The organism is Streptomyces niveiscabiei (genome assembly GCF_001419795.1).
In the GTDB taxonomy this organism is placed as follows: Bacteria; Actinomycetota; Actinomycetes; order Streptomycetales; family Streptomycetaceae; genus Streptomyces; species Streptomyces niveiscabiei.
In genome coordinates this window covers 1-13,115 of sequence record NZ_LIRL01000853.1, presented here as the reverse complement: position 1 = coordinate 13,115, position 13,115 = coordinate 1, and the positions used below count along the sequence as shown (strand labels likewise).

Below are 13,115 nucleotides of genomic sequence, written 5' to 3'. Positions count from 1 at the left end.
GGGTACCCCCCCAACCCCAGCAGTACGGCGCCCCCCAGCAGCAGGGCGCGTACGGCCCTCCCCAGCAGAGCCAGGGCCTCCACCAGGGCCCGCCCCCGCAGCAGCCGCCCCGCGCCGCCAACCGGGGCGGCGGCGGCCGTGGCCCCAACACCAAGGGCCTCCTGATCGGCGCCGTCGCCGTCGTCATGGCCGTCGTCGTCGGCATCGTCATCGCGGTCTCCCTCGGCGACAAGGACAAGGAAGCCGACAAGGGCACGACCCCGACGCCGGAGGCGTCGTCGCCGGCGAGCTCTTCGGAGGGTGAGTCCGGCAGCAGTCCCTCGGCCGAGGGGGAGCTTCCCCCGGTGACCGACGCGAAGGCGATGAAGCTGGACGGTGGTGCGGTGACATCCTCGGCGGTCAAGGGTGCCAAGGCCGGCGGTGGCATTTACGTGGATGGCTTCAACAGCGTTGGAGCCAAGGTTACGTGGACTGTCGATGGAATTGCCGACACCGGTTCCTATCGGCTGTACGTGCGCTATTCCATCCCTGGTGTGGACGCCAACGCGACAGTTGCGGTCAACGGTAAGGCCAATACTCAGCCCTTGGGTATGAAGAACTTCATCGGTTCACCCAAGGGTGACTGGGAGAAGGGCTGGCAGTCCACTTGGGCCCCTGTGACGCTTACCAAGGGTACCAATGTGCTGGAAGTCTCTTGCGGTCAAGGAAATCAGTGTGAAGCCTATCTCGATCAGCTGTGGCTCGAGAAAAGTTGAGATCGATTAGGCTGCTAGAAATTGCGTGAATCCAGTCGGATGATCCGCCTGAAGGGTCGGCGGACCATCCGATGGAGGGGGCCGGGCTAAGGCTGTGGCTCTAACCCCCGTGGACTGCGATCCCGTTGACAGTGGAGCGGGTGTTATCGGAGTAAGTACGCGGCTGCAGAGTAACCAGCCGAGTTCCGTCGTTGCAGCCGAGATTGTTGTGCCAGAACTCGATGCGGTAGATCGTCTGGTTGGAGACGGACCGGGCGGGAGTGAAGGGGATGCAGCCTGGAGTTACGGAGAGGACGGTCCTGGTTCCTGTCCTGTTCAATCCTGACCATCCACAGACCTTCCCTGCCGGGCAGGTATTGGGATCGGCTGCCGCTGCCGGTGTGGCAAAGGCGCCCCCCAGCAAGGCGCCGGCCAAAGCTACTGTCGTCAAGCTTTTCTTGAACGCGCTCATATGATTTCCCCTATATCTTCGGAGATCTGTCTCCTGTCGCTGGTCAATGCGACCCAGTGATCAAACCATCTCTCTGTGTATGGGGAAAGATCGGTTCTCGGCCAGATGTGGAGCTGGGGCGAGAGGAATGGCTGACATGGCGGTTCGCGCATCCGACTCCGGGCATGATGCGCCAGGGCTTGAGTTAATGCGAAGAATCGTTCACCGGGTGTCCTGCCGGCAGTTGGGCGGTCTGTTCAACATGCTCCACGAGTTCATTCGAGACATCGAGCGGAAATCCCAGTGGGCGCTGCCGAATCCCGTAAATCAGGCCACCGAGAGGCGAGCTCTCAGGCGGCGGTCTTCGCCTGAGTCACCAAGACCTTCTCCACCCACTCCTCGTACGCCCCCTGGTCGAACTCCCCCGCCCCCGGCGCCAGTACGGTCGCCATCGACAGGGCCAGGGCCCGGGAGAGGCGTTGGGGCCAGGGGAGTTGGTCGAGGAGGCCGGAGAGGAGGCCGGCGGTGGCGGAGTCGCCGGCGCCGGTGGGGTTGCCGTGCAGGCGAGTCGGGGGAGTGGCGCGCCAGCGGCCCTCCGGGGTCATCGCGAGGAGGCCCTCGGGGCCCAGGGACGCGATGATCGAGCGGGCGCCCCGGCGGCGCGCGTCCTGCGCCGCGCGCAACGGGTCGTGGGAGCCGGTGAGTTCGGCGAGTTCGTCGGCGTTCGGGGTGATGATGTCGGGCCGGGCCGCGACCCCGCGCCGCAGCGGCTCACCGCTCGTGTCCAGCAGCACCGGTACGCCCGCCGTCCGCGCCACCCGCACCAACCCCGCGTACGCGCCCACCGGTACGCCCTGCGGGAGGCTCCCGCACAGGGCAACTGCCGAGGCCGAGCCGAGGAGTTGGTCGTACACCTCCAGGAACGCGCCCCACTCGGCGGGCGTGACGACCGGGCCCGGTTCGTTCAGCTGAGTCGTGTCACCGGTGTGCGTGTCGACGACCGCGACGGTCCTGCGGGTGTGCCCGGAGATCGGCACGAGCGCGTCGACCACCCCGGGGATCAAGGTGAGTTGATCCTGTACGACCTTGCCGGTCGCGCCGCCCACGAAGCCCGTCGCCGTCACCTCGTGGCCGAGGGCGGCGAGGACGCGGGCCACGTTCAGGCCCTTGCCGCCCGGCCGTTCGGCGACGTCCGTGACGCGGTGGGTCGTATGAGGGCGCAGTCCCCTCACGCGATAGGTGATGTCGAGCGCGGTGTTGAGCGTGACCGTGAGGATCACCAGCCTCGACCTCCCCTTCGTCGGCGCTTACGGCATGCTTCCAAAGGTCAGATCATGCCAAAGGGTCAGCGCCCTGGGGCCGCCGATTTCACGCCAGTTCAGGTCTTGTTACCCAACTGCCGTGCCTCATCACGCCCTTGAGGTCGAAGTTCTCGTCCAGGACGAGGAGATCGGCGAGCTTGCCGGGCTCCAGGGAGCCGATCTCGTCCAGGCGGCCCAGCAGGCGGGCCGGGTTGACGGACAGCGCCTGGACAGCGTCCTCGATCCGGATGCCGTCGACCGTCACCGCCCGCTTGAACGCGCGGTCCAGCGTCAGCGTCGAGCCCGCGATCGAGCCGCCCTCCACCAACCTCGCGACGCCGTCGGCGACTTCGACCTCCAGGGGGCCCAGCAGGTACCTGCCGTCGCCGCCGCCGGCCGCGTCCATCGCGTCCGTGATGAACGCGACGCGTTCCGCGCCGGCCAGCCGGAACGCCAACTCCACGGCCGCCGGGTGCAGATGGGTGCCGTCGTTGATCAACTCGACGGTCACACGCGGGTCTTCGAGCAGCGCCGCGACCGGGCCGGGCGCCCGGTGGCCCAGCGGGGGCATCGCGTTGAACAGGTGCGTCGCCACCGTCGCGCCCGCCTCGATCGCCTCCCTCGTCTGCTCGTACGTCGCGTCCGTGTGGCCGATCGCCGCGATCACCCCGAGGTCGGTGAGGAGCCTCACGGAGTCGATGCCGCCGGGGAGTTCGGTCGCCAGCGTCAGCATTCTGGCGTGGCCTCGCGCCGCGTCGACCAGCTTGCGTACGTCCGCCGGGTGCGGGTGCCGCAGCAGCGCCTCCGAGTGGGCGCCCTTCCTGCACGGGGAGATGAACGGGCCCTCGAAGTGGATGCCGGCGATCTCGCCGTCCTCGGCGAACTCGCTGAGGAGACCGGCCTGTTGGGTGAGGACGTCCAGGTCGTCCGTCACCGTCGAGGCGACGAGGGTGGTGGTGCCGTGGGTGCGGTGGGTGTGCAGGGCGGTCCGTACGTCGTCGGCCGTGCCGGAGAAGGAGGCTCCGCCTCCGCCGTGGTTGTGGAGGTCCACGAAGCCGGGGATTACGTAGTGGCCGGTGAGGTCGATTCGGTGAGCGGTCTCGGGGGCCTCGGAGGTGATGCGCTTGCCGTGAACGGCGATGTCCTGGACGGCAGTTCCGGAGGGGAGGACTGCTGTTGCGCCGGTGAGGATTGTGGTCGGGTGCGGGTTTGATGTGGTTGCTCGCGCAGTTCCCCGCGCCCCTAGGTTGGGTGCCATTACGGCGTTTCCTCCATACCGGCCGATTCCTTGAGAAGATCCCACGCCATCAGGCCTGCCCCTAGGCAGCCCGCCGTGTCGCCCAACGTTGCCGGGACGATCTCCGGGGTGTGCTGGAAGGTCACCCGGGCCCCGATCGCTTCCCGCAGCGGCGTGAACAGGGTGTCTCCCGATTCCGCCAGCCCCCCTCCGATCACGATCCTCGCCGGGTCCAGCAGGGTCAGCGCTGTCATCAGGCCGTCCGCGAGTGTTGTCACCGCCTGCTGCCATACCTCCACCGCCCGCGCGTCCCCCGCCTCCACCGCCTTCGCGCAGTCCGCCGCGTCCGCTGTCGGGTCGCCGGAGGCCCTCGCCCATGCCTCCGTCACCGCCGACGCCGACGCGTACCGCTCCAGGCAGCCCCGCTGTCCGCAGGGGCAGGGGATGCCGTCGGGGCGTACGACGATGTGGCCGATCTCGCCGGCGGAGCCGTGGGCGCCGGGGTCGATGCCGGTGGGGGTGCCGATCGCGCCCGCGATGCCGGTGCCGAGGGCGAGGAAGAGGAAGCAGGGGGTTTCACGGGCCGCGCCCAGGCGGCCCTCGGCGAGGCCGCCCGTGCGTACGTCGTGGCCCAGTACCGCAGGGGTACCGGTACGGGTTGCCAGGAGGTCGCGCAGGGGGACGTCGCGCCAGCCGAGGTTCGCGGCGTAGACGGCTACCCCTGAGGTCTCGTCGATGATGCCGGGGATTGCGAGGCCCGACGCGAGGGCGGGTTCGCCCAGGTGGCGTACCCCGTACGACCGGAGGTCCGCCGCGAAGCCGAGGATGCCCTCGATCACCGCCTCGGCGCCCCGCTCGCGGGCGGTGGGCCTGCGGTCGCGGTGCAGCAGCGCGCCGTCCGCGCCGATCAGGGCGCCCTTCATCGCGGTGCCGCCCACGTCGAGGGCGATGACATGTCTCACGGTGAACAGTGTGGCCGAGGACCCGGGAGAGGTCTAGTCCACTGGGGTGGTGTAGACCTTGATCCGACTATCGGACAAGCGTTGGTGGAGTGGACAGCAGTGGTGCAGAGGGGTTGGGTCGGGGCCTTGGCCGCGTTGGGCATGACGGTGGCTGTAGGGGGGTGCGGGGTACTCGGGAGTGACTCCGGCCGGGTGACCCTCAGACTCGTCGCCGCGGACTACGGGGACAGCGCGGCCAACAGCTCCACCAAGTACTGGGCCAAGCTGACCAAGGCGTACGAGGAGAAGCATCCCGACGTCGACGTCCAGGTCAGCGTGTACTCCTGGAACGACGTCGACCAGAAGGTCAAGGACATGGTCGACGCCGGGGACGCGCCCGACATGGCGCAGATCGGGTCGTACGCCGACTACGCCGAGCGCGGCCTTCTCTACAAGGCCGGTGACCTGCTCTCCATCCCCACCCAGGCCGACTTCGTCTCCCAGCTCGCCAGCGCGGGCAAGGTGCGCGGGCAGCAGTACGGGATGCCGTTCGCCTCCTCCACCCGGCTCCTCTTCTACAACAAGGGGCTCTTCGCCAAGGCGGGGATCAGCGAGCCGCCCACCACGTGGGACGAACTCGCCGCCGACGCCGCCAAGTTGAAGGAGGCAGGGGTGTCGTACCCGTACGCCCTTCCGCTCGGGCCCGAGGAGGCGCAGGCCGAGGCCATGCAGTGGATGCTCAGCGGGGGCGGGGGGTACACCTCCACCGCCGGGACCTACAGCCTCGACTCCGCCGAGAACGTCCAGACCTTCGAGTGGCTCCAGAACAAGCTGGTCGACAAGGGGCTGACCGGGCCCGTCGCGCCCGCGAAGCTGAATCGTGCCACCGCGTTCTCCTCCTTCGCCGCCGGTGATGTGGGCATGCTCATCGGGCATCCCTCGCTGATGAAGATGGCCCGGGACAAGGGGGTCCGGTACGGGATGGTGGCCATGCCCGGGAAGTCCGGGGTCCGGCCGCTCACGATGGGGGTCGCCGACTGGATGACCGCGTTCAAGCAGCACGGGCACCGGTCCGAGATCGGCAAGTTCCTCGACTTCGTGTACCACGAGGACAACGTGCTCGCGTTCTCCCGTGAGTACGACCTGCTGCCGGTGACGTCCTCCGCGTCCGCGGTGATGAGTACGGCCCCCGAGGACCGCGACCTCGAACCCTTCCTGGAGCAGCTGCCCCTCTCCGAGCTGTACCCCGTGGGTCGTACGTCCTGGGCCACCGTCGCGGCGTCCGTCAAGAAGGGCATCGGCAGCGCGGTGGCTCCCGGGGTACGTCCCGACGACGTGCTGCGCAGGCTGGAGACGGAGGCGATGGCCGCGGAGAGCGGGGTGTCGTAACCGGGGACTACTGTCGGGGTATGCCCTCGCAAGACGACCCCGGCCTGGCTCCGCGCGAGCGCGACATCCTGGCGTTGGAGCGCCGCCCGTTCTCCAGCCCCGGCACGAAGGAACGCGCGATCCGTGAGGAGCTGGGCCTGTCCCCCGTCCACTACTACCAGCTCCTCAACGCCCTGCTGGACGACCCCCGGGCCCTGACCCTGGACCCGGTGACGGTGAACCGCCTACGGCGGGTCCGGGAGAGCCGACGGGAGGAGCGGTAGGGGGTGACCGTTCCTCCCGGCCCTGCACCGCTTGATCATCCGGTTGTTATCGTGAACGTGCTGTCATTTGAAAACGGAACCCTTCCGGTGGTGCTAAGCGGAAACAGTCCGGTTTCGCCCTGGATTTCGCCGTTCCAGTGAAGGCTTACGATGGTGCCTTTTTCCCACCAGTAATTCGCGGTCGTGACACAGCCTCGGCCCGAGACGCTGGCTGTTTGCCAGGAAGTTCTCACGTTGTTCTGGTTGTATCCGCTGACAACAAGATTAGCCATGGCGGCGCGGCCGGAGTTGCAGACCCGCAACTGCATCGACGCGTTATCGGCGTACGCGGGGGCCGATCCGATCCCGGCCAGCGTGGAGGCTGCGGCGACTGCCGCCATGGCGACTGCCGCCTTGCGTGCGAGCGGGTTCATCTGGAATGTTTTTCCTTTTCCGGGTCGGGAAGCTTACTGGGGAAGACCCTACGAAATCGATGGACGGAGAGACCGGCCCCGTCACACCCTCTCCCCGTATCGGCGCATATCTTCACGCCGGCTCGGACACCGGGAAACTGTGGGAGAATTTGTTGTGATGCCGCCCGACCCGGCCATCTCCACAAGACCGGCCCCGGAACGTAAAAGACGTTCGGCTCTCTTCCAGCCTCGATCTTTCGCCCTTGTTTTCGGCCGGGGCCGGCCTTGCGGGGCGTCTCGAACCCGATACGCTTTTTCACCTGGAAAGTTCCTCCGTCGCCGGCGGGAACAAGGACCTCGACAATCCTCATTCTCACTGGTCAGAGGCGCTTTCTGCTGTTCTGATCACTTGCCGGACAGCCTGCTCCAGGAAAGCGCGAGGCTAGGGTCGAACCCATGCCTACCCACCTCACCCCCGCAGCACGCCAGACCCTCGACACCATCCGAACCCGCCCCGCCCGCTCCCTCCTCGCGTTCGACTTCGACGGGACGCTGGCGCCGATCGTCGAGGACCCGGAGAAGTCGCGCCCGTACGAGGGAGCCGTGGCGGCGCTGGCGGCGCTGGCGGAGAAGGGGGCACGAGTCGCCGTCATCACCGGCCGCCCGGCGGAAGTCGCCGTGCGGTACGGCGGGTTCGAGGAGATCGCGGGGATGACGGTGCTCGGACATTACGGTGCCGAGCGCTGGGACCAGAGGACCGGAGAGGTCGTCGCACCCCCTCCGCCCCCCGCCCTGGAGGACGTACGCCGCGAACTCCCCGGCATCCTGGGGGCCACGGACGCCTGGGTGGAGGAGAAGGGGCGGGCGGTGGCGGTGCACACGAGGCGCGCGAGGGACCCGCAGGGCCTGTGGGAGGCGCTCCGGCAACCGGTCACCGCCCTCGCCACCTACCACGGCCTGATCGTGGAACCGGGCCGCCTGGTCCTGGAGATCCGCCCCGCGGGGATGGACAAGGGCGTGGCCCTGACGACCCTGGCCCGGGAAACGGCCGCGGAGGCGGTCCTGTACGCAGGGGACGACCTGGGGGACATCCCCGCCTTCGAGGCCGTGGAGACTCTGAGGAACACCCACCACATCCCCGGCATCCGCGTGTGCAGCGGCAGCAAGGAGGTCACCGCCCTCACGAACCGGTCGGACCTGATCGTGGACGGTCCCCCCGGGGTGGTACGGCTGCTTCGGGAACTGGTGGGGTGAGGGTGGAACGGAGCCGGGCTCACGCCCTGCGCCTACGCCTCAACGCCCCTGGTCCGTCAGCGAGTTGAGTCGACGCCTCAACCTCCCTGGCCCGTCAACGAGTTGAGCTGATCCAGGAACCACTGCGTCGGCGGAAGGGCGGTGGCCGCGGCGGCGAGCCGCTTCGTACGCTCCGCCCTCTCCCCGCGCGGCATGGAGAGCGCCTCGTGGAGAGCCTCGGCGGTCTCCAGGATGTCGTACGGGTTGACGGTGATAGCGTCGTCGCGCAGCTCCCAGTACGCCCCCGCCTCCCGCGAGAGGACCAGCGCGCACCCGTCGTCGGAGACGACCGGCACCTCCTTCGCGACGAGGTTCATGCCGTCGCGGATCGGGTTGACCAGGGCGACGTCCGCGAGCCGGTACGCCGCGAGGGACCGCGCGAAGTCGTCCTTGAGATGGAGGAGTACGGGGGTCCAAGTGGCCGTGCCATACGCGGAGTTGATCTCGTCGGCGACGCGCTGGACCTCGTCCATGTAGTCCCGGTACACCGTGAGGTCCTGCCGGGAGGGATACGCGAAAGCTACGTGGACCACACGGTCACGCCACTCGGGGCGCGTATCGAGCAGGTGCCTGTAGGCCAGTAGTCCCCGCACGATGTTCTTGGACAGCTCGGTCCGGTCGACGCGGACGACGGCGAGCCGCCCCTCGCCGATCTCCGCACGCAGGGACGCGATCCGGTCCCGTACGTCGGCCTGGTGCGCCCGCTCGCGCAGGAAGTCGGCGTCGGCGCCGAGGGGGTGCACGCCGATGCCGGTCGATCCGGTGCCGTCGGGACAGCAGGCGGCGAACGCGTCGGCCCACCGCCGGGTGAGGAAACCGAGCCGGTCCGCGGAGAGCATGCTGGTCAGGAGCTGCGTACGGATGTCGTCGGGCAGCAGCGCGAAGTAGTCCGGCGGGGCCCAGGGCGTGTGGGAGAAGTGGCCGATGCGCAGGTCGGGCCGCAGTTCACGCAGCATGCCGGGGACGAGGCACAGGTGGTAGTCCTGTACCAGTACCGCCGCCCCCTCGGCCGCCCCCTCCGCCAGCGCCTTCGCGAACGCCCGGTTGTACGACTCGTACGACACCCACTGCCGCCTGAACTCCGCGTCGAACACGGGCTCCAGCGGCGTCTGGTACAGCATGTGGTGGACGAACCACAGCACGGAGTTGGCGATGCCGTTGTACGCGTCGGCGTGCACGTCGGCCGGGATGTCGAGCATCCGCGTCCCCGGCTCGCCCACCCCCCGGCGTACCGCTTCGCGGTCCCCGTCGGACAGCGCGCTGCACACCCACAGCGCACCGGCGTCCGGATCGATCGCGGAGAGCCCGGAGACGACTCCGCCGCCGCCGCGCTTGGCGTGCAGGGTGCCGTCGTCCCCCACGGAGTACGAGACGGGGCCCCGGTTGGAGGCGACGAGCACACGGGAAGCACCGAACGTCATATGCCCAACCTAGCCAGACGTCGCGCTGCTCAAACGTTCGTATACGGCGTACGACCGATGGCGGGTGCTAGGCGACTTTCCGCCGCGCGTACTCCGCCACCTCCACCATCGGCGGCCTCTCCTCCGTGTCCACCGAGTACGTCCGCGCCTCGAAACCGCCCTCGCCGCGCTCGAACTGGGTCAGCGAGGGCCGGATCAAGTGCCCCCGCGCCAGCCGGAGTTGGGCCGTCCGGTAGATCGCCGCCGACATGCGGCCCAGCGCCTGCCCGTCCTGGTGGCGGTGCTTGCGGACCCCGATGTCGACCTGGGCCAGGGCGTCGAGGCCGACCAGATGCAGGGCGTCGACCAGCATGCCCAGCTCGACCCCGTACCCGACCGGGAACGGGAGTTGTTCGAGAAGGCTCCGCCGGGCCGCGTACTCGCCCCCCAACGGCTGGACGAAACCGGCGAGTTGAGGCCAGTGCATGTTCAGCAGCGGGCGTGCCATCAGCTCGGTCACCCGCCCGCCCTGCCCCGACGCGCCGGCCAGCGGGCGGTCGTACATGCCCTTCACCAGGTCGACGTCCGGATCGGTCAGCAGCGGGCCCACGATCCCGGAGACGAAGTCGGAGGAGAAGTCGCGCAGGTCCGCGTCGATGAAGCAGACGATGTCACCGGTGGTGGCGAACAGGGACCGCCACAGGACCTCACCCTTGCCGGGTAGTGCGGGAATACCGGGGAGGATCGCGTCGCGGTGGACGACGCGGGCGCCCGCCGACGCGGCTACCTCTGCCGTACGGTCGGTGGACCCGGAGTCGACGACGACGAGCTCGTCGACGAGCGGCACCTGGAGCATCAGGTCGTGGCGGATGACCGCGACGATGTCACCGACGGTCGCCTCCTCGTTCAGCGCGGGGAGGACCACGGAGACGGTCAGCCCGGTGGCCCGCTTCGCCGCCATGATCCGGTGCAGGGGGCGATCGGTCACCGACCAGGAGCGGGTGGCCAGCCAGCGCTCGGCTTCTTCCAGCACAGTCAGCGGCTCCTCACTGTCACGGTCACACTGCCGCGTGTGATCCATCTCGCGCCTCGGACGACTATCTCAACTGTCGTGGCCTTCGGTTACAGTCTTGAACAACGCTGGTGACCATCGCATGTCGGGGGCGCCTGGCGGACAGCTCCACTCATAACTTCATACCGCTCATCCAGAGGGGCAGAGGGATACGGCCCGATGAAGCCCCGGCAACCCTCCAGCCGGTCTCGTGCGTGATCACGCAGCGAGGCTCCCGGCTAGGGAAGGTGCCAAATCCGTCTCACGGCGAGATGCGTCGTGAGGAAGATGAGGAGAAAGGGCCTCGCCTCCATGGCTGTGCAAACCGTCGCGACCACCACGCCGACCGCTGACAACGCCGCCCCCACCGTCGACCTCGGTCCCGCGGCGGCGCTGAGCTGCCGCGAGTGCGGCCACCGCGTCCCCCTCGGCCCCTCCTTCGCCTGCGAGGAGTGTTTCGGGCCGCTGGAGATCGCGTACGACTTCTCTTCGTACGACCCCGAAGAGCTGCGAGCCCGCATCGCCGCAGGCCCCGCCAACATCTGGCGCTACGCCCCCCTACTCCCCGTACCCGCGGACGTAGCCGAGAAGCCGAACATCAACCCCGGCTGGACCAAGCTCGTCCAGGCCGACCGCCTCGCCGCCGAACTCGGCGTCGAGCAGGGCAAGTTGTTCGTCAAGGACGACTCCGGCAACCCCACCCACTCCTTCAAGGACCGCGTCGTCGCCCAGGCGCTCGAAGCGGCGCGCGCCTTCGGCTTCACCACCCTCAGCTGCTCCTCGACCGGCAACCTGGCCGGCGCGGTCGGCGCCGCGGCGGCCCGCGCGGGCCTGCGCTCCTGCGTCTTCATCCCGCACGACCTGGAGCAGGGCAAGATCGTGATGGCCGCCGTCTACGGCGGTGAGCTGGTCGGCATCGAGGGCAACTACGACGACGTCAACCGCTTCTGCTCCGAGCTGATCGGCGACTCGGCGGGCGAGGGCTGGGGCTTCGTCAACGTCAACCTGCGGCCGTACTACGCCGAGGGCTCCAAGACGCTGGCGTACGAGATCTGCGAGCAGCTCGGCTGGGAACTTCCGGACCAGCTCGTCGTACCGATCGCCTCCGGGTCGCAGCTCACGAAGATCGACAAGGGGCTCCAGGAGCTGATCAAGCTGGGGCTCGTCGCGGACAAGCCGTACAAGATCTTCGGGGCGCAGGCGGAGGGCTGCTCGCCGGTGTCGGTCGCGTACAAGGCGGGGCACGACGTCGTACGGCCGCAGAAGCCGGACACGATCGCGAAGTCGCTCGCGATCGGGAACCCCGCCGACGGGCCGTACGTGCTGGACATCGCGCGGCGGACCGGGGGCGCCGTCGAGGACGTCACGGACGAGCAGATCGTCGACGCGATCAAGGTGCTGGCGCGGACGGAGGGGATCTTCGCGGAGACCGCCGGGGGCGTGACCGTGGGGGTCACCCGCAAGTTGATCGAGAACGGGCTGCTGGACCCGTCCCTCACGACGGTCGTCCTCAATACGGGTGACGGCCTCAAGACCCTTGACGCGGTCGCCGGTACGGGGCTCACCGCCACCATCCGCCCGACCCTGGACTCCTTCCGAGAGGCTGGCCTCGCATGAGCGTGACCGTTCGTATCCCGACCATCCTGCGTACGTACACCGGTGGGCAGGCCGAGGTGGCCGCCGAGGGCGGGACCCTCGGGGAGGTCATCGCGGACCTGGAGAAGAACCACACGGGCATCTCCGCGCGCGTCCTGGACGACCAGGGGAAGCTGCGGCGGTTCGTCAATGTGTACGTCAATGATGACGATGTCCGTTTCGAGCAGGGGCTGGAGACGGCGACTCCCGACGGCGCCGGCGTCTCGATCATTCCGGCGGTCGCCGGGGGCTGAGTTCTCCGGATGACCTAATGTCATTACCGGCGGGTAGTAACCGTCAGTAACAGACATTACGCATTGTTCATCCCCGCGGCGGAGCCGCTAATAGACAGAGTGCCCCTTCCGCGCAGAAGCGGAGGGGGCAATTCTGTGTGGTTGAACGAGGTAAGGTTGGGGAACCCGCTTCCGCTTGCCGCTTGTACTCCCCGGCGGGAGCCCTTGATTTCTGCCTTACACCCGACAAGAAGTAGCCAAAGTGCGCGCCTCTTGCGCGGCATTTGCGGCATATGTCGGGCCCGACTTGCCCTGAACTCTGGTGAATTCTCACCACATTCCGGATCGTGCGCGTCCAGAATTCTCGTCCGATTGACCTGTTGCAGACGGCAGTTGGACAGATACATTCAGCCGCGGTCGACGCGTTCCGGCGCACGCCCCCAATACGGCAGGGGGGTGAGGTCTGACCCGGACCCACGAAGTGTGGGTCCGCGCAAGGGCCAGTAATAGGGGAGTTAGGCATGGCTCAGGGCACCGTCAAGTGGTTCAACGCGGAGAAGGGGTACGGCTTCATCGCGGTCGACGGTGGTGCGGACGTCTTCGTCCACTACAGCGCCATTCAGATGGACGGCTACCGCACCCTCGAAGAGGGCCAGCGAGTCGAGTTCGAGATCTCGCAGGGTCAGAAAGGCCCGCAGGCCGACATGGTTCGCGTCACCGCCTGAACCTTCACCGAGAGACCCGCACCTGTCCAGGGTGCGGGTCTCTTGTCGTACGCCCACCCCGGCACCCCCG

At 68.2% G+C, this 13,115-nt stretch carries 14 protein-coding genes and 1 riboswitch; of the genes, 7 read left to right on the top strand and 7 right to left on the bottom strand.

What is annotated here, in order from left to right; all coding sequences use genetic code 11:
* Positions 1-755: carbohydrate-binding protein (locus tag AOK24_RS35480; RefSeq protein ID WP_055724083.1), on the top strand; the 755-nt coding region annotated here is incomplete at its 5' end.
* 100 nt (positions 756-855) lie between these two features.
* Here the strand turns inward: AOK24_RS35480 and AOK24_RS52870 are convergent.
* The 4 genes from AOK24_RS52870 to AOK24_RS35465 all read right to left on the bottom strand — a co-directional run bounded on the left by AOK24_RS52870 (position 856) and on the right by AOK24_RS35465 (position 4,685).
* Positions 856-1,206 carry a peptidase inhibitor family I36 protein gene (locus AOK24_RS52870; protein ID WP_079057163.1) on the bottom strand — a complete coding sequence of 117 codons (351 nt, stop codon included), beginning with the start codon at positions 1,204-1,206 and terminating at the stop codon, positions 856-858.
* A 329-nt stretch (positions 1,207-1,535) separates the two neighbouring features.
* The gene (locus AOK24_RS35475) at positions 1,536-2,465 is read right to left on the bottom strand and encodes a 1-phosphofructokinase family hexose kinase (RefSeq protein ID WP_055724082.1); all 930 of its coding nucleotides are present in this window, start codon (positions 2,463-2,465) and stop codon (positions 1,536-1,538) included.
* Between the two features lie 88 nt (positions 2,466-2,553).
* Positions 2,554-3,744 (bottom strand): N-acetylglucosamine-6-phosphate deacetylase, encoded by a 1,191-nt coding sequence (gene nagA, locus AOK24_RS35470; protein WP_240554273.1) that lies wholly within the window; start codon positions 3,742-3,744, stop codon positions 2,554-2,556.
* Positions 3,744-4,685, bottom strand: coding sequence for an ROK family protein (locus AOK24_RS35465; protein WP_055724081.1), 942 nt, complete (start codon positions 4,683-4,685; stop codon positions 3,744-3,746). The genes nagA and AOK24_RS35465 overlap by 1 nt, the downstream gene beginning before the upstream one ends.
* A 141-nt stretch (positions 4,686-4,826) precedes the next feature.
* Between AOK24_RS35465 and AOK24_RS35460 the strand changes: the two genes are divergently transcribed.
* Together AOK24_RS35460 and AOK24_RS35455 are read left to right on the top strand one after the other, a co-directional pair.
* Positions 4,827-6,053 carry an extracellular solute-binding protein gene (locus AOK24_RS35460; protein ID WP_079057162.1) on the top strand — a complete coding sequence of 409 codons (1,227 nt, stop codon included), beginning with the start codon at positions 4,827-4,829 and terminating at the stop codon, positions 6,051-6,053.
* Positions 6,054-6,073: 20 nt separating this feature from the next.
* Complete coding sequence (locus AOK24_RS35455; RefSeq protein ID WP_055724080.1) at positions 6,074-6,316, top strand: DUF3263 domain-containing protein; 243 nt, start codon at positions 6,074-6,076, stop codon at positions 6,314-6,316.
* Between the two features lie 35 nt (positions 6,317-6,351).
* Here AOK24_RS35455 and AOK24_RS48870 read toward each other — a convergent pair whose 3' ends face one another.
* A complete protein-coding gene (locus AOK24_RS48870) occupies positions 6,352-6,729 on the bottom strand; it encodes a hypothetical protein (RefSeq protein WP_133258258.1) in 378 nt (125 codons plus the stop codon).
* 435 nt (positions 6,730-7,164) lie between these two features.
* Here AOK24_RS48870 and otsB point away from each other — a divergent pair, with 435 nt between their 5' ends.
* On the top strand, positions 7,165-7,962 hold the full coding sequence (otsB, locus tag AOK24_RS35450) for a trehalose-phosphatase (RefSeq protein WP_055724079.1): 798 nt from the start codon (positions 7,165-7,167) through the stop codon (positions 7,960-7,962).
* Positions 7,963-8,039: 77 nt separating this feature from the next.
* Here the strand turns inward: otsB and AOK24_RS35445 are convergent, their stop codons facing one another.
* Both AOK24_RS35445 and AOK24_RS35440 read right to left on the bottom strand, forming a co-directional pair.
* Entirely contained in the window at positions 8,040-9,422 is a 1,383-nt protein-coding gene (locus AOK24_RS35445) for an alpha,alpha-trehalose-phosphate synthase (UDP-forming) (protein WP_055724078.1), read from the bottom strand.
* Between the two features lie 67 nt (positions 9,423-9,489).
* The gene (locus AOK24_RS35440; RefSeq protein ID WP_055724077.1) at positions 9,490-10,434 is read right to left on the bottom strand and encodes a glucosyl-3-phosphoglycerate synthase; all 945 of its coding nucleotides are present in this window, start codon (positions 10,432-10,434) and stop codon (positions 9,490-9,492) included.
* Between the two features lie 165 nt (positions 10,435-10,599).
* A riboswitch (SAM riboswitch) is annotated at positions 10,600-10,747 on the top strand.
* A gap of 17 nt (positions 10,748-10,764) precedes the next feature.
* On the opposite strand from AOK24_RS35440, the gene thrC reads away from it, so the two are divergent.
* The 3 genes from thrC to AOK24_RS35425 all read left to right on the top strand — a co-directional run bounded on the left by thrC (position 10,765) and on the right by AOK24_RS35425 (position 13,045).
* The gene (gene thrC, locus AOK24_RS35435; protein WP_055724076.1) at positions 10,765-12,069 is read left to right on the top strand and encodes a threonine synthase; all 1,305 of its coding nucleotides are present in this window, start codon (positions 10,765-10,767) and stop codon (positions 12,067-12,069) included.
* Positions 12,066-12,341, top strand: coding sequence for a MoaD/ThiS family protein (locus tag AOK24_RS35430; protein ID WP_010351196.1), 276 nt, complete (start codon positions 12,066-12,068; stop codon positions 12,339-12,341). The genes thrC and AOK24_RS35430 overlap by 4 nt, the downstream gene beginning before the upstream one ends.
* Positions 12,342-12,841: 500 nt before the next feature.
* Positions 12,842-13,045, top strand: a complete 204-nt coding sequence (locus AOK24_RS35425; protein ID WP_004986573.1) for a cold-shock protein — start codon at positions 12,842-12,844, stop codon at positions 13,043-13,045.
* Positions 13,046-13,115: the final 70 nt, after the last annotated feature.